Source organism: Mesorhizobium sp. BR1-1-6, from assembly GCF_020165355.1.
In the GTDB taxonomy this organism is placed as follows: domain Bacteria; phylum Pseudomonadota; class Alphaproteobacteria; order Rhizobiales; family Rhizobiaceae; genus Mesorhizobium.
Window position 1 is genome coordinate 27,286 of the sequence record NZ_JAIUHZ010000013.1, and the last position, 18,680, is coordinate 45,965.

Consider the following 18,680-nt stretch of genomic DNA (forward strand, 5'->3'; position numbering starts at 1 on the left):
GGATGCAATCGCTTTTTCTAAAGGGCCGCGGCCAAGAGAAAAATATTCCACCTTGTTGCGGAGACCGGCATCAAGCCGCTGTCGCGGGCCTTGATTTCTCCTCTTTTTTGGGCCGAACGCGCTTTATGACAAAACCGTTTTTTCTAAATTCTACTAATTTAGTAGATTAAAGCTGCCTGGCGGTCGTGCGCGCGCCTCCACCTCGACGGAGCGTCCGTATGACCTGGCTTTTTGGCTGGAACATTACCGGATCGAGGCGCGTTCCTTCCGCATGCGCAATTCAAAATCATACCTGGCCGCGGCGTGAAGCCAAGCGTGGCGGCAGCGAAGGAAGGAGCCCGGCGTCATGAGCGCGATCAAGTTGAAGCACGGCATCTGGATCATGGTGGCCGACGGAGAAAAAGCGCTCTTCCTCAGAAATGCAGGTGACACCAAATTTCCGAACCTCGAAGTGGTGCAGGAAGTGAGGCAGGACAACCCGCCAACGCGCGAGCAAGGCAGCGACAGTCCCGGTCGCTACAATGACGGTCCCTCGGTTCACCGCAGCGCGGTCGAGGAGACGGATTGGCATCGGATCGGCAAGGAGCGCTTTGCCGACGAACTCGCCGAACGGCTCTACAAGCTGGCTCATCGAGGCTCTTTTGACGAAATCATCCTCATCGCGCCGCCGCTCGTGCTCGGCGCGATGCGCAAGATCCTGCACAAGGAAGTCAGCGACAAGGTCAGCGCGGAAATTCCCAAGACGCTGACCAACCACGCGGTATTCGAGATCGAGGCTCTGTTGCGGGCAGCTTGATCGTTGCCTATCGAGCGCCGCCATTGCGGCGCATGATTTCGGCTGACCTCGGATTCCGGCTTGCTTGCCCACCGGCGAGGTATTTGTCGCTTCACCGGCAATTCCCGGTTTTGCGGGGTTGCGTGGCCGACACCCAATCCACCATATTGCAAACAGGCGGCGGCTTCGGGCGGCGCATATCCTGCATCGCTGGCTTGAAAGGCGCTCCATAGACAATGCCGCATGACACTCCCCTTATCGCCACCATCGTAGCCGGTCTGGGGCTCGCTTTCGTCTTCGGCGCTCTCGCCAACCGCTTCCGCATTCCGCCGCTGGTCGGCTATCTCGTGGCCGGCGTGCTGGTTGGGCCGAACACGCCCGGTTTCGTCGCTGACGCCGGCCTTGCCAATGAGCTCGCCGAAATCGGCGTCATCCTGTTGATGTTCGGCGTCGGCCTGCATTTTTCGCTGAAGGATCTCCTGTCGGTCCGCGCCATTGCCGTGCCCGGCGCCATCGTTCAGATCGGCTTTGCCACGGCACTCGGCGCGGGGCTTTCCTGGATGCTCGGCTGGTCTGCGGGAGCAGGACTGGTCTTCGGCCTGGCGCTGTCGGTGGCCTCGACCGTGGTGCTGCTGCGCGCCCTGCAGGAGCGCCGCCTGATCGAGACCGAGCGCGGCCGCATTGCCGTCGGCTGGCTGATCGTCGAGGACTTGGCCATGGTGCTGGCCCTGGTGCTTTTGCCAGCGCTTGCCGGCGTGCTTGGCGGCCAGGAGCAGGCGGATGCCCATGCGAGCGGCCTGCTGTCGCTGCCCGCGAGCTACGGCATCTGGGGTGTCGTCGGCATCACGCTGGCCAAGGTCGCCGCCTTCGTCATCGTCATGCTGGTGGTAGGCCGCCGCGTCATTCCCTGGATCCTGCACTATGTCGCCCATACCGGCTCGCGCGAGCTGTTTCGGCTTTCGGTGCTGGCGATAGCGCTTGGCGTCGCCTTCGGCGCGGCCAAGCTGTTCGGCGTCTCGCTGGCACTGGGCGCTTTCTTCGCCGGCATGATCATGAGCGAGTCCGAACTCAGCCACCGCGCCGCGGAGGAATCGCTGCCGTTGCGCGATGCCTTCTCGGTGCTGTTCTTCGTCTCGGTCGGTATGCTGTTCGACCCGTTCAGCCTGTTCAGCAACGGCTTGCCGATTCTGGCAACGCTCGCCATCATCGTCGTCGGCAAGTCGCTGGCGGCCTTCCTCATCGTCGTCGCCTTCGGTTATCCCCTGGCGACGGCGCTGATGATTTCGGCGAGCCTTGCCCAGATCGGCGAGTTCTCCTTCATCCTGGCCGAACTCGGCGTCGGGCTGAAACTGCTGCCCGAACAGGGGCGAGACCTCATCCTGGCGGGCGCCATCCTGTCGATCGTGCTCAACCCGGTGATGTTCCTGGTCATCGACTGGATGAAGCCATGGCTCGAGGCCCGCGCCGCCAGGACGGCGCCGCCTGTTGAGCCCAAACCGGTCGGCCCGGCGACGGAGCCCGGCCAGGTGGCTTCCGTCGCCTCGGCGGCGAAGCAGGAGGATGGGCCGCCGCCAAGAACGGCCCTCAGCGGCCACGCTATCCTGATTGGTTACGGCCGTGTCGGCAGTCTCGTCGGCGCTGCGTTGAAGGAAGCCGCCCTGCCCTTCCTGGTGGTCGAGGATGCCGACAAGACACTGGTGAAGCTCAGGGCCGAGGGCATCGAGACCGTGGCCGGCAACGCCGCCAATGCCGAAGTGTTTGCAGCCGCCAATCCCGAAGGCGCAAAACGGCTGATCCTGGCCATCCCCAATGCCTTCGAGGCCGGTCAGATCGTGCTGCGTGCGCGCGCCGCCAATCCCGCCATCAATGTCGTCGCCCGCGCCCATTCCGATGCCGAGGTCGAGCATCTCAAGGGGCTCGGCGCCGATACGGTGATCATGGGCGAACGCGAGATCGCGCGCGGCATCGTGGAAGAGGTGCTTGGTCACAAGCCGCGGGCGGCTGAACCGTCCGCCTACACGGAACTAGTCCGTGCTTAGCGAGAACGCGGCCGACCGTGGAGGGCTGGACCTCGAACAGGTGGGGCGGCCTTGGACGCGCCCGCTGACATCGGCCACTCCTGCCATTTCTTCGTATTGCGCTTAACCGAGTTCTTGGGCGAGTCCGATGAGCAACCCCTCAGGCCCACGGATGTAGCAGAGCCGATACACGTCTTTATACTGGACTACTTCGCCTACGAGCTGCGCGCCGCGCGTGCGGAGCCTTTCAAGCGTCTCGTCGATGTCATCCACGGTGAACATGACGCGCAGGTACCCTAGGGCGTTGACCGGGGCGTTCCGGTGATCTGCGACGACAGGCGGCCTGAGGAAGCGGGAGAGCTCGAGCCGGCTATGGCCGTCCGGTGTGCGCATCATGGCAATCTCGACATGCTGATCGCCCAGTCCGGTGACACGTCCGGCCCATTCTCCTTCGATCGTGGCCCGTCCTTCAAGCTCGAGGCCGAGTTCGCGAAAGAAATCAACCGCCTCTCCGAGGTCTTCGACGACGATTCCTACGTTGTCCATCCGCTTGAGCGCCATGTTTCCATCTCCAAGGTGTCGTTCGAATCTACAAGGCGTCGCCTGGTCTAACAATGGATGCTCGAGGTGCTCCGCCTGCAGCCAGGTTGATCACGCCACGAAGGCAGAGCCGCCATTTTGCGCGACGCTGCCGAGGTATTTTGCCGGCGGCTTGCCAAGCGCCTTTTTGAACATGGTGATGAAGGCGGTGACGGAATCATAGCCGAGATCGCCGGAGACCTGCTGCACGCTCGCACCGGAGGCAAGTTCTCGAATTGCGACGATCAGATGCAACTGCTGGCGCCAGCGTCCGAAGCTTAAGCCAGTCTCCTTCACGACGAGACGGGCGAGACTGCTCTCGCTGAGCGCAACCCGGCTGGCCCATTCCGACAATGTGCTGCGGTCGGCGGGATCCTGCGCCAACGCTTCGGCGATCCGCCTCAATCGCGGCTCGGATGAGATCGGCAGATGCAGCCGCTGGACAGGCATGCGCGGCAGCTCAGCAAGCAGCATCCTGATCAAAAGCGCATCCCTCGCCTCATCATCCCCCACGCCATCGGACAGTTCGATGATCAGTTCGCGCAGCAGCGGCGAGACCGAAAGGGTGCAGCACCGGTCCGGCAATTCGGCGGCTCCCGGCTCGATGTAGACGAAGAAGATCCGGGCGTTGGCGGTCGCGATATTGCTGTGCTCCATGTCGCCGGGAATCCACACCCCGCAATGCGGCGGCACCATCCACAGGCCGCTCGGGACGCGGCATGTGACGCCACCGCCGAGCGCGAAGACGAGTTGGCCTTTGCGATGCCGATGGGAGGGGACTTCGGCCCTGGTTTCGGTAACGTCGACGCGCACGGCGATTGCCGGTGCGAGGACGTCATCCACATTGAAATCGAGCCATGGGTAACGAAGAGGTTGTCTCATGATTGACGGCTTTTAGCGATTAAACGCCACGATAGCTAAATTCTTCAAGCTGGGAAGTCGATAGGTTCCAGCTTGCCCATGCACCCGGTTGATCAGGACGCCACCGCGCTTTGCATCCACAAACCAGCAGGAAGGTACGTCTCATGCTCGCCCTAGCCATATCTTCCGACAGCCCCGCCGGACTGACGCTTGCCGAGGTCGAGGACCCACGGCCTCTCGCAAACGAGGCGCTTGTCTCGGTCCACACAACCTCGTTGAATCGCGGCGAATTGCGCCTGCTCACCATACGCCCGGACGGCTGGATACCCGGCCAGGACATCGTCGGGATCGTCGAACGGCCAGCGGCCGACGGCTCCGGGCCAGCCGTGGGCGCCCGCGTCGCGGCCTTGGTCGACCAGGCCGGCTGGGCCGAACGCGTCGCGGTTTCGACCGACCGCCTCGCCGTCCTGCCGGATGAGGTCAGCTTCGTTTCCGCGGCCACGCTTCCGGTCGCGGGCACCACCGCGCTCAGGACTTTGCGCCATGGCGGCGACCTTGCCGGCCAACGGGTCCTGATCACCGGCGCAAGTGGAGCGGTCGGCCGTTTCCAGATCCAGATCGCGCGCGAACAGGGCGCGAGCGTGACCGCGGTCGCGGCCTCCCGGCATGGCGAGGATCTCCGCCGCCTGGGTGCCGGGCAAGTCGTCGAGTCGATCGAACTGGCCGTGGGGCCGTTTTCGCTGATTACCGAATCGGTCGGTGGCCAAAGCCTCGCCCACGCGATCGAACGCGTCGCTCCTGGCGGGACGATCGTCATGTTCGGCTCAAGCAGTGGCGAACTCACGCCAATTGGGTTCCGCCAGTTCGTTCCGGGTCACGAGGGGGCGAGGCTTCAGACTTTCGCCTACTACACGTCTGGCGCGGGCATTGGCTCGGACATCGCCTCGCTACTCGCTCTCGTTGCGGCCGGCCGGCTGGAAACCCGCGTCGCCCTGACCATGCCATGGACCGACATCGCCCAAGCCCTGGACGCTCTGCGACAGCGCAGCTTCAGCGGCAAGGCCGTTCTCACCATGACCGGATGAACGATCCCTAGCCTGAGATCAGTCCGCTCACACGTGCTGGCCGCCATTGATGTGGATTTCCGAACCGGTCACATAAGACGCCTGCCCGGAGCACAGGAAGAAGATGATGTCGGCGACCTCGGCCGTGGTACCCAGCCGCCTGAGCGGAATGGTCTCGACGATCTTGTCCGTGCCTGGCGACAGGATCGCGGTGTCGATTTCGCCCGGCGCAATGGCGTTGACGCGGATCCCGTGCGGCCCGAAATCATGCGCCATCTCGCGCGTCAGCGAGCCGAGCGCCGCCTTGGATGTCGCATAGGCGGTGCCGGCGAAGGGGTGCACCCGGGTGCCGGCGATCGAGGTGACGTTGACGATCGACCCTTTCGCCGATGCCAGTTCCTTGAACAGCCCGCGCGCCAGCATGATCGGCGCGAAGAAATTGACCTGGAACACGTCGCGCCAGACATGCATCGGCGTGTCGATGGAGTTCATGCGGCTGTTGCCGTCCTTGAGCTTTGGCGAAATGCCGGCGTTGTTGACCAGCGCGTGCAGCTGCCCGCCATGCGCCTCGAGCCGGTGGCGGATTTCGGAGACGGCGATGCCGACATCCTCCTGGTCGGCGAGATCGACCTTGATGTGGTCCTCGGGCCCGGCCGGCCACGGGCAATCCTCGGCAAACGCCTGGCGCGAGCAGGTGATGACGCGCCAGCCCTCGCGCGAGAAACGCTTGACCGTGGCATGGCCGATGCCACGGCTGGCGCCGGTCAGCACAATGGTCTTCCTGGTGTCGATCTCTGCCATGTCGGGAGGTGTAGCCGAACGGTGTGGCGCTGGCGAGAGGCGAGTTGCCGCTAGCCTCCGCCGAGAATGTCGAGGATCGACGTCTGCCGCTTCTTGAGCGGACCGCCGACACTGCCCGGCGGCACCGGATGTCCGACCGAGGCGGTGGTTCCGGAGTCGCCCGGCATATCGAAACCGTCGGCGTCGACCGTCTGGGCCGGGCGGGGCGCGCGAACCGGCGCTGGCTGCGCCGCGACGGCAGCGGGCGCCGACTGGCCGACAGGCGCTTGCGGCTTCGGAGCCGGCTGTGTCGCATCGGCCGACGGGATTTCGTCCGGCACGATCCTATCGGCCGGCGTCGATTTCCAGGTACCAGGCAGCGGCCGCACGGGCACGCCCTCATGCGCGGCGACCATGAACTCGTGCCAGGCCTGCGCCGGCAGCGCGCCGCCGGTGACCTTCTTCATCGGGCTGCCGTCGTCATTGCCGAACCATACGCCGGTGGTGAGATTGGCGGTGTAGCCGACGAACCAGGCGTCGCGCGAATTCTGGCTGGTGCCGGTCTTGCCGGCCGACGGCCAGGTGAAGGCCGCCTTCCTGGCCGTGCCGATCTCCACCGTCCCGGTCATCATCGAGTTCATCATGCCGACGATCTCGGGCTTCACCACGCGCGGCGCGCTGCCGCTGCCGGCGTCGTACAGCACCTTGCCCTCGGCTGATGTCACGCGGCGGATGAAATGGATGTCCGGCTTGTAGCCGCCATTGGCGAAAGGCACATAGGCCGAGGTCAGCTCCAGCGGCGTCACTTCCGACGTGCCTAGCGCGATCGAGGTGTTGGCCTGCAGATCGGACTGGATGCCCATGCGATGCGCCGCCTCGACCACTGCGTCCGGCCCCACTTCCATGGTCAGCTGGGCCGCCACCGAGTTCAGCGACTTCGCCAAGGCGGTTGCCAGCGTCACCTTCCCGAAATACTTGCCGCCGTAATTGTCGGGTGTCCATTTGCCGATCTTGATCGGCGCATCGTTGCGCACGCTGTCGGGCGTGCGGCCGGCCTCGAGGGCGGCCATGTAGACGAACGGCTTGAACGCCGAACCGGGCTGCCGGCGCGCTTCCGAGGCGCGGTCGAACTGGCTGGTCGAATAATCGTAGCCGCCGACCATGGCACGCACCGCGCCCGAATCGTCGATCGACACCAGCGCGCCCTGGGTGACGTTGAGCTTCTTGCCGCTTTCATCGATCAGCCGGCGGATCGATTGTTCCGCGAGCTTCTGCAGGTTCAGGTCGACGGTGGAATCGATGACGATGTCGCCGCGCACGTCGCCGATCAGATCGGGCAGCTCTTCCATGATGGTGTCGGCGACGTAGTTTTCCGAGCCTGTCCAGTAGGACGGCGCGCGCGTCGCCGGCGCGCTCATCGCCGTGGTCAGTTCCTTGGCGCTGATCTTGCCTTCGTCGCGCATAGCGGCGAGCACCAGCTGCGCGCGGTCCTCGGCGGCCTTGGGATCGCGCGCCGGCGACAGTCGCGACGGCGCCTTCAGGAGACCGGCAAGCAGCGCCGCCTCCGACAAGGTGACATCGCGCGCGCTCTTGCCGAAATAACGGCGCGAGGCCGCTTCGACGCCATAGGCGCCCGAGCCGAAATAGACCCGGTTGAGGTACATTTCGAGGATCTGGTCCTTGGTGTGCTTGTGCTCCAGCCACAGCGCCAGCAGCACCTCCTGCACCTTGCGCTCCAACGTCCGGTCCGGCGTCAGGAACAGGTTCTTGGCCAGTTGCTGCGTCAGCGTCGAACCGCCTTGCGAGAAATGCCCGCCGGCGAGATTGGCGACCATGGCGCGCGACAGGCCGATCGGGTCGACGCCGAAATGCGAATAGAAGCGGCGGTCCTCGATGGCGATGACCGCCTCGGGGATGTAGGGCGACATTTCGTGCAGGCCGACCGCCTCGCCGCCGCTCATGCCGCGATTGGCGAGCAGTTGGCCGTCGGCGGAGACGATCTTGATATTGGGCGCGCGATCGGGGATCGACCAGGTCGTGGCCGCCGGCATCTTGGCGCCGTAGTAGACGACGACTCCGGCCACCGCGATGCCGCCCCAGATGGCCAGCACGAAGCACCAGTAGACCAGCCGGCCGAGCACGCCGAACAGGCCGCGCCGGCTTCGGTCGCGCCTGGCACGCGACGATTTTGCCTTCGGCGGTTTGCGTTTGGCGGAGGCTTTGCGGTTGCTGGGCACGACGCGATCCTCCTCGCTCACCGAAAGACCTGTCTGGGATCTCGCTTGTGGCGGTCCCTCGAAACTGGGTTCGATGCGGCTGTCTCTGCGGTTCGCCATGCGCTGCGCTTGATATCCCGATGCCTATGGCGTCGGGTTGCAGAGTAGATGCGGCGGTTTAAAGGCGGGTTAAATCCGGCAGGCAGCGATAGTCAGGCGTGGGGAGCAATGCGGAGCCGGCAAGCCCGGGCTCCGTTCAGTTCTGCTGGATCGAGATGCCCTTGTCGTCGATCTTGAGCTCCACGCCTTTCGGCTTGGTCTGTTCGCGGTAGACGTAGACGCCGAGCGCGATGACCACGACGACGAGCGCGCCAATGACGAGATAAAGCGTATTCTGTTTCATGGCGCGCTCCTCGGTGCCCGGCCTCAGGCTCGCTTCAGGACCCTGACCAGGATCAACAGGATGATGGCGCCGATCGTGGCGTGGATGATCGAGGCGAGGATGCCGCCGCCGATGGACAAGCCGATCCGCGGGAACAGCCAGCCCGCGATGAACGCGCCGATGATGCCGACGATGATGTTGCCGATCAGGCCGAAGCCGAAACCGGAGACGATGAGACCGGCGAGCCAGCCGGCGATGGCACCGATGATGATGAAGACGAGCAGGCTTTCGACGCCCATGGCGATTTCCCTCCGAGCAAGAGGCGAGCGCGGAGCGGAAAGCCCCGAATCGGCCTCGATATCAACGGCTTCAGGCTATGCGAAAGCGGCCGGCCTCGCCAGCGGCCTGCTCATTGGTCGCCGTCGTCGCTCGCGGCGGGCCGCCAGCTCGTCGGCTCGACCTTCTTCTGCGTATCGCTGTCGATGTAGACCCACCAGCCGCCGTCCCGGTATTGCGCGATGGATTCGTTGAGCACGCCGTCGCCGTCCTTCCAGGTCACGGTGACCTTGGAACCGTCGGTGGGCGCGGTCGATATGGGCTTCCTGTCCGTCATGTCATCCCTCTTTTCGAGCCGACGGAACACGACGGCCGGCATCTGGTCCCGGACGGAACATCGGCGGCAGCGCCGCGACGCCGTCAGCTATGAGCGAAAATATCCTCTTCGTCCCAGCCCATGAGGTCAAGCTTGGCGCGTGTCGGCAGGAAGCGGAAACAGGCGTCGGCCTCTTTCGTGCGATCCTCGCGCGCCAGCCGCGCCGCCAGCACGTCGCGCAGCCGGTGCAGATAGAGCACGTCGGATGCGGCGTATTCGAGTTGTTCGGGCGACAGCGTTTCGGCCGCCCAGTCCGACGATTGCTGCGCCTTGGACAGGCCGACGCCCAGAAGCTCGAAGCAGATGTCTTTGAGCCCATGCCGGTCGGTGTAGGTGCGGGTCAGCCGCGAGGCGATCTTGGTGCAGAATACCGGCTCGGGCATCACACCGAATGCATGGTAGAGCACGGCAAGGTCGAAGCGCCCATAGTGGAACAGCTTGGTCACGCTGTGGTTTCCCAAAAGCTTGACGAGGTTCGGCGCTTCCTTTTGGCCCGGCGCGATCTGGATGACGTCGGCGCTGCCGTCGCCGGGTGAAATCTGCACCACGCACAACCGGTCGCGATGCGGGTTCAGTCCCAGCGTTTCCGTATCGATGGCAACCGCCCCGACATTGTAGCGGGACAGGTCGGGCAGATCGTTTTTGTGGAAACGGATATCGCTCATCGTCTTCTCCGGGGTCGCGCTTTCGGCATCGCGCATCCATCGAGCGGACGCGCGCGCTCCAGCACGTTGCGCTGGCAACCCGTCCTTGCCGTGATCGGTGGAAAAATCAACATAAACTTGATTTTCCCGCCTTTCGTGAGTTCCCGGCTCAGCGCGTCAGCGCGTCCAGAATGCGTGCCCAGGAGCGCTGGCCCTTGTGGAACGAACTCAACTCATACTTTTCGTTCGGCGAGTGGATGCGGTCGTCGTCGAGGCCGAAACCGACCAGCAGCGATTCCATGCCGAGATAGGTCTGGAAATCGCCGACCACGGGGATCGAGCCGCCGCTGCCGATCGTCACCGCCGGCTTCGGCCATTCGTCCGACAGCGCCGTCTTGGCCTTGGCCAGGAACGGCGAGTCGTAGGAAAGCTGGATCGCCGGCGAGCCACCATGCGGGTGGAACTCCACCGAACAGTCGGCCGGAATGCGCTCCCTGACGAATTGCTGGAAGGCGGCGCGGATCTTCCTGGGATCCTGCTTGTGGACGAGGCGGAAAGATACTTTCGCCGAGGCCTGCGCCGCAATCACCGTCTTGAAGCCCTTGCCGGTATAGCCGCCGGTGATGCCGTTGAACTCCGCCGTCGGCCGTGCCCAGGTGAGTTCCAGCAGCGAGCGGCCCTTTTCGCCCGACGGAATCGACAGGCCGACGGGGCCAAGGAACGTCTCGGCCGTTTCGCCCAGCGTTTCCCATGATTTCAGGATCTGCGACGGCGTTTCCTCGACGCCGTCATAGAAGCCCGGGATGGTGATATGGCCGTCCTTGTCGTGAATGTCGGCCAGCACCTTTGCCAGGATGCGGATCGGGTTGGCAGCGGCGCCGCCATAGAGACCCGAATGCAGGTCGCGGTCGGCGGCCTTCACGATGATCTCCTCGCCAACCAGCCCGCGCAGCCCCACGCAGATCGACGGCGTGTCGCGGTCCCACATGCTGGTATCGCAGACCAGCGCGAAATCGGCCTTGAGTTCATCGGCATTGGCTTCGAGGAAGGGCTTCAGCGACGGCGAGCCCGACTCCTCCTCCCCCTCGAACAGGATAGTAATGCGGCACGGCAGATTGCCATGCACCTGCTTCCAGGCCCGGCAAGCCTCGACGAAGGTCATCAACTGACCCTTGTCGTCGGCCGAGCCGCGCCCGGTGATCACCTTGTGGCCGGGCTCGATCTCCTTGACCGCCGGCGCGAACGGGTCGTTTTCCCAAAGCTCGATCGGATCGACCGGCTGTACGTCATAGTGGCCATAGAACAGCACATGCGGTGAACCGGCCGGCCCATCATGATGCGCAACCACCATCGGGTGGCCGGGCGTGTCGCGGACGCTGGCGTCGAAGCCGATCACCTTGAGTTCTTCCACCAGCCATTCGGCCGCCTTGCGGCAATCGGCGGCATAGGCCGGATCGGTGGAGATCGACCTGATCCGGAGCAGGCCGAACAGGCGCTCCAGGCTCTGGTCGAGATTCTTGTCGAGACGGTCGAGAACGGGGGAAATTGACATTGATGAGCCTTTCGATTCAGTGCCGGAACCCTAAAGGCAGAGCGGACAAACGAAAAGCCCGGGACCATTGGACCACGGGCTCCAAGCGCGTATTCGAACAAAAAAGACCGCCGTGGTGGAGGGGGAACCACGGCGGCCCTTCTACTCGAAACGATGCGGCAGCCCGGAGAGGGGGGATAGGCTGCCGCAGGTGTCCGGGATAGGCGGGGGACGGGCCTTGCTCCGGACGTCGGCGAAAATTGCCGATGCCATTTATCTGTGTCCTCGAACGTGGCGATTCAAGGGCACGAATATTACACTTTTGTAACATGGCCGTGAGCGGCCGTTGGACGGACGGAGCCAGGCAGTCCCGCGGACGAAAATAATGCCGATTTCACCTCTTTCCAACCAACCTGTCGCCTGCCTGTCAGGGTGTTGCTGGAAGCGCTGCCTTTGGCATGGACCAAGCCGCCGCGCCGCGCTATCCCTGCCGGCATGAAAAAAGGCGATCATCTCTTTCTTGTCGACGGCTCCGGCTACATCTTCCGTGCCTATCATGCGCTGCCGCCGCTGACCCGCAAGTCCGACGGCCTGCCGGTCGGCGCCGTGTCCGGCTTCTGCAACATGCTTTGGAAGCTGATGCAGGATGCCCGCAACACCGATGTCGGCATCGTGCCGACGCATTTCGCCGTCATTTTCGACTATTCGTCGAAGACGTTCCGCAACGACCTCTATCCCGAATACAAGGCCAACCGTTCGGCGCCGCCGGAAGACCTGATCCCGCAATTCGGCCTCATCCGCCAGGCGACCAGGGCGTTCAACCTGCCCTGCCTCGAGATGGAAGGGTTCGAGGCCGACGACCTCATCGCCACCTATTGCCGTCTGGCCTGCGAGGCCGGCGGCGACACCACCATCATCTCCTCCGACAAGGACCTGATGCAGTTGGTCGGCCCGACGGTGAGCATGTACGATCCGATGAAGGATCGCCAGATCGGCATTCCCGAGGTCATCGAGAAATGGGGCGTGCCGCCGGAGAAGATGATCGACCTGCAGGCATTGACCGGCGATTCCGTCGACAATGTTCCCGGCGTGCCGGGTATCGGGCCGAAGACCGCGGCGCAACTGCTCGAACAGTTCGGCGACCTCGACGGACTGCTTGAGCGCGCCGGCGAGATCAAGCAGGAGAAACGACGCGAATCCATCATCGCCAATGCCGACAAGGCGCGCATCTCGCGCCAGCTGGTGGCGTTGAAGAACGATGTGCCGGTGGCCGAGGGGCTGGACGAGTTCGTCCTGCACGCGCCGGACGGGCCGAAGCTGATCGGCTTCCTCAAGACCATGGAATTCTCTTCGCTGACCCGCCGCGTGGCGGAAACGACGGGAACCGAGGCAAGCGACGTCCAGGCGATCGCTGTGACGGTCGAACGCGCCGACTCCGCGCATGGGCCGGATGTCGGCGCCGGCGCGCTGGTCGCGCCCAGCGCCGAGGCGAAGCAGGACGGCGAGACGGCCCTGGCCGCAGCCGGCGGCACCAAGGAGGGCAACACCCCCTCGCTTCTGTCGGCGCTTCGCCTGGAGGCCGCCACCGCCCGCAAGATCGACATTTCGGCCTATCAGTGCATCCGCGACGTCGCCAACCTGAAGGCCTGGGTCGCCGAGGCGCTGGAGACCGGCATCGTCGCCTTCGATGCCCGCGCGACGTCGCCCGATCCGATGCAGGCCGAACTGATCGGCTTGTCGCTGGCGACGGCGCCAGGTCGCGCCGCCTATGTGCCGTTCGCCCACAGGAGCGGAAATGGCGACCTGCTCGGCGGTGGTCCGATCGACAACCAGATCCCGCTGCGCGAGGCGCTGGCCGTGCTGAAACCGCTGCTCGAGGACAAGTCTGTCCTCAAGATCGCGCAGAACCTGAAATACGATCTCGTCATCATGAGCCGCTACGGTATCGACGTAGGCCCCTTCGACGACACCATGCTGATCTCCTACGTGCTCGATGCCGGCACCTCGCATGGCCACGGCATGGACGCGCTTGCCGAGAAATGGCTGGGCCATAGTCCGCTTCAGCTCAAGGACGTGACCGGCTCCGGGAAAAATTCCGTCGGCTTCGACCAGGTCGACGTCGACAAGGCGACCGCCCACGCGGCCGAGGACGCCGATGTGACGCTCAGGCTCTGGCTGGTGCTGAAGCCGCGGCTCGCCGCCAAGGGCCTGGTGTCGGTCTATGAGCGGCTGGAACGGCCGCTGGTGCCGGTGCTGGCGCGCATGGAACAGCGCGGCATCTCGGTCGACCGGCAGATCCTGTCGCGGCTGTCGGGCGAACTGGCCCAGGGCGCAGCCCGGCTCGAGGAAGAAATCTACCAGCTCGTCGGCGAGCGCATCAACATCGGCTCGCCCAAGCAGCTCGGCGATATCCTGTTCGGCCGCATGGGTCTGCCCGGCGGCTCCAAGACCAAGACCGGCCAATGGTCGACCTCGGCGCAGCTTCTGGAAGACCTCGCCGCCGAAGGCCACGAACTGCCGCGCAAGATCGTCGACTGGCGCCAGCTGACCAAGCTGAAATCGACCTACACCGATGCGCTGCCCGGCTTCGTCAACCCGGACACCAAGCGGGTCCACACCTCTTACGCGCTCGCCGCGACGACGACGGGGCGCCTGTCATCCTCCGACCCGAACCTGCAGAACATCCCGGTGCGCACCGCCGAAGGCCGCAGGATCAGAACGGCCTTCATCGCCGACAAGGGCAACCGCCTGGTTTCGGCCGACTACAGCCAGATCGAATTGCGCGTGCTCGCCCATGTCGCCGAGATCCCGCAATTGCGGCAGGCCTTCGCCGACGGCGCCGACATCCACGCCATCACCGCCTCGGAAATGTTCAACGTGCCCGTGGAAGGCATGCCTTCGGAAGTGCGCCGCCGCGCCAAGGCGATCAACTTCGGCATCATCTACGGCATCTCGGCTTTCGGCCTTGCCAACCAGCTGTCGATCCCGCGCGAGGAAGCCAGCAACTACATCAAGAAATATTTCGAGCGCTTCCCCGGCATCCGCGACTATATCGAAGAGACCAAGGCCTATGCCCGCGAGCACGGTTTCGTCGAAACCATCTTCGGCCGCCGCATCCACTACCCCGAGATCCGGTCTTCCAATCCCTCGATCCGCGCCTTCAACGAGCGCGCCTCGATCAACGCGCGCCTGCAAGGCACCGCCGCCGACATCATCCGCCGCGCCATGGTGCGCATGGACGAGGCGCTGGAGAAGGCCAGGCTTTCGGCCCGCATGCTCTTGCAGGTGCATGACGAGCTGATCTTCGAGACGATCGAGGCGGAAGTGGAGGCGACGATCCCCGTCGTGCGCCATGTCATGGAGAACGCGGCCATGCCGGCCGTGTCGATGTCGGTGCCGCTGCATGTGGACGCTCGAGCGGCGAACAATTGGGACGAGGCGCACTAGTCTAGCGCCAGGCCGGCATCACCTGAATATCGACACACCTTAGATTAGGCAGCTTGCGCCCGGCACTTGGCACATGTCCCGCGGAACTCGATCACCGCCTTCTTGGCGGCAAAGCCGGTGGAGCGCACCCATTCGTCCAGCCGGTGACCGACATCATGGTCGGACATTTCGCTCACCTGGCCACATGTGTCGCAGATGGCGAAAGCGGTCATGGAATGGCTGTGATCGTGCGGTTCGACGCAGGCGACGAAGGAATTGAGGCTTTCCAGCCGATGCACGAAGCCGGACTTCACCAGCGTGTCGAGCGCGCGGTAGACCTGCAGGGGCGCGCGGAAACCCCGCTCGCGGAGCTGGTCAAGCAAGGTGTAGGCGCTGAGCGGCCCGCTGGCGGCCTCGAGTTTCTCGAGCACGCACAGCTGGTTCTTCGTCAGCACATCCCTTGCCGCCATGATCCTGTTTCCGACCTGCCTTGTGTCACATACAAACGGCCCGTCCCATTCAGATAGCGACGAACCGCTGTCTTTGCTACTCCTCTGTTGAAACGCGCTAGCGCGGCATTCCGCAAACGACAACGGCGGGAGGGCTCCCACCGTTGTCGTTTGCCGGCTCCGATGCCTACTTCCTCGGCGGGCCGTTGCGCTCGGCCGAGGCTGCCCACAGATTGATGTCGGACTCGCGCGCATAATTGTCGATCTCGGCAAGCTCGGCGTCGCTGAAGTCGGGCGCCTCCAGCGCGCCGACACAGTCCTCCACCTGCTCCGGCCGGCTGGCGCCGATCAGCGCCGATGTCACCTTGCCCTTGCGCAGCACCCACGCCAGCGCCATCTGCGCCAGCGTCTGGCCACGGCGGCCCGCGATCGCGTTCAACGCCTGTATGTTGGCGATGGTGTTGTCGTTGATGAAGGCCGGCCGCAGCGACTTGCCCTGGGAGGCACGGCTGCCCTCGGGGATGCCGCCGAGATATTTGTCGGTCAGCATGCCCTGTGCCAGCGGCGAGAACACGATCGAGCCGACGCCCAGCCCATCAAGCGTATCGAGCAGGCCATCGTCCTCGACCCAGCGGTTCAGCATCGAATAACTCGGCTGATGGATTACGCAAGGCGTGCCGAGCCGCTTCAGTATATCGGCCGCCTCGCGCGTGCGCTGCGAATTGTAGGATGAGATGCCGACATAGAGCGCCTTGCCCGCGCGCACCGCATGGTCGAGCGCGCCCATCGTCTCCTCCAGCGGCGTATCCGGATCGAAGCGGTGCGAATAGAAGATGTCGACATAGTCGAGCCCCATCCGCTTCAGGCTCTGGTCGAGGCTGGCCAGCAAATATTTGCGTCCGCCCCATTGGCCGTAGGGCCCCGCCCACATCTCGTAGCCGGCCTTGGTCGAGATGATGAGTTCGTCGCGGTAGGCGGCGAAGTCGGTGCGCAGTATCTCACCGAAGGCAATCTCGGCCGAGCCGGGCGGCGGCCCGTAATTGTTGGCGAGGTCGAAATGCGTGATGCCGAGGTCGAAGGCCTTGCGCGCGATCGCCTGCTTGGTCCTGTGCGGCGTGTCGTTGCCGAAATTGTGCCACAGCCCCAGCGAGATCGCCGGCAGCTTCAGGCCGGACCGCCCGCAGCGGTTATGGACCATTTTTTCATAGCGGTTTTCGGCGGCGACATAGGGCATGGGGAAAATCCTCGAAGCTGGATGGACTGGGCACTGTCATCGCGAACGCGACGCGCAGGCCCTGCGCCCCAACCCTTACCCTCTCCCCGCGAAAACGGGGAGAGGGTTCATCAAAATTATCGATAATCCGCGATCTAGCTCTTCTTCGCCATCAGCGCCTTGGCTTCCTTGATGCCGAGCGCGGCTGGACGTTCGCAGGTGGTCTGCATGGCGACGAACTTGCCGGTTTCGCCCGAGCGCAGGATTCCCGTCATGACGTCGACGGCGTGCAGCGCCAGCTCCATCGAGCAGCGGTGCGGCCTGCCCTCGGAGATCGCAATCGCCATGTCGGCGAGGCCGGCGGTGCGATAATTGGCCATCATGCCCTGCGAATGCATCTCGTTGGGCACGCCGAACGGATGCTGCCATCTCGGCAGCTTCTTGACCGGCTTGGCCGCTTCGGTGAAGCGCACGTCGCCGCCGAAGAAGTTCGGATCCGGCACGAACACGCTCCCCATCTCGCCATAGAGCTCCATCGGCGCATGGCCGTGGCTCCAGACGTCCCAGCTGGTGTTGAGCGTGATCACGGCTCCGTTCTCGAACTCCAGCAGGCCGTGGATGGTGGTCGGCGTGTTGACCGGGATCCTTTCGCCCGCGCGCGGCTTCGAACTGATCGTGCGTTCCTTGGCCGGGGTTGTGGCGAAGGCCGCCACCTGCTTCACCGGTCCGATCAGCTGGATCAGATTGGTGATGTAATACGGCCCGATGTCGAGCACGGGGCCGGCGCCCGGCTGGAAGAAGAAGTCCGGATTGGGGTGCCAGTGCTCCATGCCGTGCCCCATGACATGGCAAGTGCCGCTGGTGATCCTGCCGAGCTTGCCGGTATCGATCAGGTTGCGCACCAACTGATGCGCGCCGCCGAAGAAGGTGTCGGGTGCCGAGCCGATGCGAAGTCCCTTCTTCTCCGCCCGCTTCTTCAAGTCGAGCCCCTCCTTGACCGAAAGCACGAAGGGCTTTTCCGAATAGACATGCTTGCCCGCGTCGAGCACCTGTTTCGACACTTCGTAGTGCACGGCCGGAATGGTCAGGTTGACGATGATGTCGATGTCGTCGGCCTTGAGCAGGTCCTCGACCGTCTCGGCGCGCAGCTTGAACTCCTTCGCCCGCGCTTTCGCGGCGTCCATGTTGATATCGGCGCAAGCCCGCATCTTGATGCCGCGAAACAGCGGCGCCAGCGAGAAATATGCCTTCGAGATGTTGCCGCAGCCGATGACGCCGACGCCAAGTTTGTTTGCCATGATGCTTGTTCCTAATAGGCCGTTACGGTTGCGATCGAACGGCGGGCGAAGCGCTCGATGTCATTGGGATTGTCCTGTTCCATGATGAAATATTTGGCCGCGCTCTTGGCCCGCAGCGCCTCGATCAGGCCGGCCCAGTCGATCGTGCCGTGGCCGACATCCGACCAGCCGTCCTCGTCCAGCCCCTCGCCCGGCCTTGCCATGTCCTTGACGTGAACGGCAACGATGCGCTTGCCGTGCCTTTCGATCCAGGGCAGCGGATCGGCGCCGCCGCGCACCACCCAGGCGACATCCATCTCCCAGCCGATGTCGGGCGCTGAAGCCAGGATGTGATCCTGTGGCAGCGAGCCGTCGGCGAGTTTTTTGAACTCGAAATCATGATTGTGCCAGGCAAAGCCGTAGCCGCCCTTCTTCGCCGTCTCGCCGACCTTGGCCAGGCGCTCGCCGAAGCCGCGCCAGCCGGCAGCGTCCGAAGGCCTGGACTCAGGCATGAGAAAGGGGCAGATCAAAAGCTTGATGCCGAGCGCTTCAGCTATCCTGCGCACGCCGTCGAAATCCTTCTCCAGCGCATCGATGGAGAAATGCCCGGTCGGCATGGCAAGGCCGTTTTTGTCGAGTTGAGCGCGGAAGGCCTTGGGATCGTCATAGACGCCGCCGAAGCCTTCAACCTCTGTGTAGCCGAGCTTGCCGAGCATCTCGAGCACGCCTTCCCAGGGCTGGAAATTGCGCGCGCTGTAAAGTTGGAATGACCAGTTCATCGTCTTTGTCCGTTCTGCTTGGGGGATGGTTATC

At 64.1% G+C, this 18,680-nt stretch carries 17 protein-coding genes; 4 read left to right on the forward strand and 13 right to left on the reverse strand.

The annotated features are described in order from the left end of the window. Positions 1-346: 346 nt before the first annotated feature. Positions 347-796 (forward strand): host attachment protein, encoded by a 450-nt coding sequence (locus LB545_RS21695; RefSeq protein ID WP_140500246.1) that lies wholly within the window; start codon positions 347-349, stop codon positions 794-796. A gap of 215 nt (positions 797-1,011) precedes the next feature. After that, positions 1,012-2,814 carry a cation:proton antiporter gene (locus LB545_RS21700; protein WP_140500248.1) on the forward strand — a complete coding sequence of 601 codons (1,803 nt, stop codon included), beginning with the start codon at positions 1,012-1,014 and terminating at the stop codon, positions 2,812-2,814. A gap of 102 nt (positions 2,815-2,916) precedes the next feature. On the opposite strand, the gene LB545_RS21705 is transcribed toward LB545_RS21700, so the two are convergent. Both LB545_RS21705 and LB545_RS21710 read right to left on the reverse strand, forming a co-directional pair. Beyond that, positions 2,917-3,354 carry a VOC family protein gene (locus tag LB545_RS21705; RefSeq protein ID WP_140500250.1) on the reverse strand — a complete coding sequence of 146 codons (438 nt, stop codon included), beginning with the start codon at positions 3,352-3,354 and terminating at the stop codon, positions 2,917-2,919. A 90-nt stretch (positions 3,355-3,444) separates the two neighbouring features. Next, on the reverse strand, positions 3,445-4,254 hold the full coding sequence (locus LB545_RS21710) for an AraC family transcriptional regulator (protein WP_140558379.1): 810 nt from the start codon (positions 4,252-4,254) through the stop codon (positions 3,445-3,447). A gap of 143 nt (positions 4,255-4,397) precedes the next feature. Between LB545_RS21710 and LB545_RS21715 the strand changes: the two genes are divergently transcribed. Then, on the forward strand, positions 4,398-5,318 hold the full coding sequence (locus LB545_RS21715; RefSeq protein ID WP_140566069.1) for a zinc-binding dehydrogenase: 921 nt from the start codon (positions 4,398-4,400) through the stop codon (positions 5,316-5,318). Positions 5,319-5,345: 27 nt separating this feature from the next. Here LB545_RS21715 and LB545_RS21720 read toward each other — a convergent pair whose 3' ends face one another. From LB545_RS21720 to LB545_RS21750, 7 genes are all read right to left on the reverse strand, one after another. Next, complete coding sequence (locus LB545_RS21720; protein ID WP_140500256.1) at positions 5,346-6,098, reverse strand: SDR family NAD(P)-dependent oxidoreductase; 753 nt, start codon at positions 6,096-6,098, stop codon at positions 5,346-5,348. Positions 6,099-6,148: 50 nt separating this feature from the next. Continuing rightward, positions 6,149-8,413 carry a transglycosylase domain-containing protein gene (locus tag LB545_RS21725; RefSeq protein ID WP_140522540.1) on the reverse strand — a complete coding sequence of 755 codons (2,265 nt, stop codon included), beginning with the start codon at positions 8,411-8,413 and terminating at the stop codon, positions 6,149-6,151. Positions 8,414-8,549: 136 nt separating this feature from the next. Next, positions 8,550-8,696, reverse strand: a complete 147-nt coding sequence (locus tag LB545_RS21730) for a hypothetical protein (protein WP_140500260.1) — start codon at positions 8,694-8,696, stop codon at positions 8,550-8,552. Between the two features lie 23 nt (positions 8,697-8,719). Next, entirely contained in the window at positions 8,720-8,974 is a 255-nt protein-coding gene (locus LB545_RS21735; protein WP_140500262.1) for a GlsB/YeaQ/YmgE family stress response membrane protein, read from the reverse strand. 110 nt (positions 8,975-9,084) lie between these two features. After that, complete coding sequence (locus tag LB545_RS21740; protein ID WP_140522542.1) at positions 9,085-9,288, reverse strand: hypothetical protein; 204 nt, start codon at positions 9,286-9,288, stop codon at positions 9,085-9,087. 83 nt (positions 9,289-9,371) lie between these two features. After that, positions 9,372-9,992 carry a ribonuclease D gene (locus LB545_RS21745; protein WP_140500266.1) on the reverse strand — a complete coding sequence of 207 codons (621 nt, stop codon included), beginning with the start codon at positions 9,990-9,992 and terminating at the stop codon, positions 9,372-9,374. Between the two features lie 148 nt (positions 9,993-10,140). Then, positions 10,141-11,523 (reverse strand): M20/M25/M40 family metallo-hydrolase, encoded by a 1,383-nt coding sequence (locus LB545_RS21750; RefSeq protein WP_140513772.1) that lies wholly within the window; start codon positions 11,521-11,523, stop codon positions 10,141-10,143. 474 nt (positions 11,524-11,997) lie between these two features. On the opposite strand from LB545_RS21750, the gene polA reads away from it, so the two are divergent. Continuing rightward, a complete protein-coding gene (polA, locus tag LB545_RS21755) occupies positions 11,998-14,949 on the forward strand; it encodes a DNA polymerase I (protein ID WP_224705858.1) in 2,952 nt (983 codons plus the stop codon). A 44-nt stretch (positions 14,950-14,993) separates the two neighbouring features. On the opposite strand, the gene LB545_RS21760 is transcribed toward polA, so the two are convergent. The 4 genes from LB545_RS21760 to LB545_RS21775 form a co-directional block, all read right to left on the reverse strand. Beyond that, the gene (locus LB545_RS21760; RefSeq protein ID WP_140500273.1) at positions 14,994-15,398 is read right to left on the reverse strand and encodes a Fur family transcriptional regulator; all 405 of its coding nucleotides are present in this window, start codon (positions 15,396-15,398) and stop codon (positions 14,994-14,996) included. A gap of 166 nt (positions 15,399-15,564) precedes the next feature. Next, positions 15,565-16,611 (reverse strand): L-glyceraldehyde 3-phosphate reductase, encoded by a 1,047-nt coding sequence (gene mgrA, locus LB545_RS21765; RefSeq protein ID WP_140558370.1) that lies wholly within the window; start codon positions 16,609-16,611, stop codon positions 15,565-15,567. Positions 16,612-16,745: 134 nt separating this feature from the next. Then, complete coding sequence (locus LB545_RS21770; RefSeq protein ID WP_140558368.1) at positions 16,746-17,888, reverse strand: Gfo/Idh/MocA family protein; 1,143 nt, start codon at positions 17,886-17,888, stop codon at positions 16,746-16,748. A gap of 11 nt (positions 17,889-17,899) precedes the next feature. After that, positions 17,900-18,646: a sugar phosphate isomerase/epimerase family protein gene (locus tag LB545_RS21775; RefSeq protein ID WP_140500279.1), complete on the reverse strand. Its 747-nt coding sequence runs from the start codon at positions 18,644-18,646 to the stop codon at positions 17,900-17,902. Between the last annotated feature and the right edge of the window lie 34 nt (positions 18,647-18,680).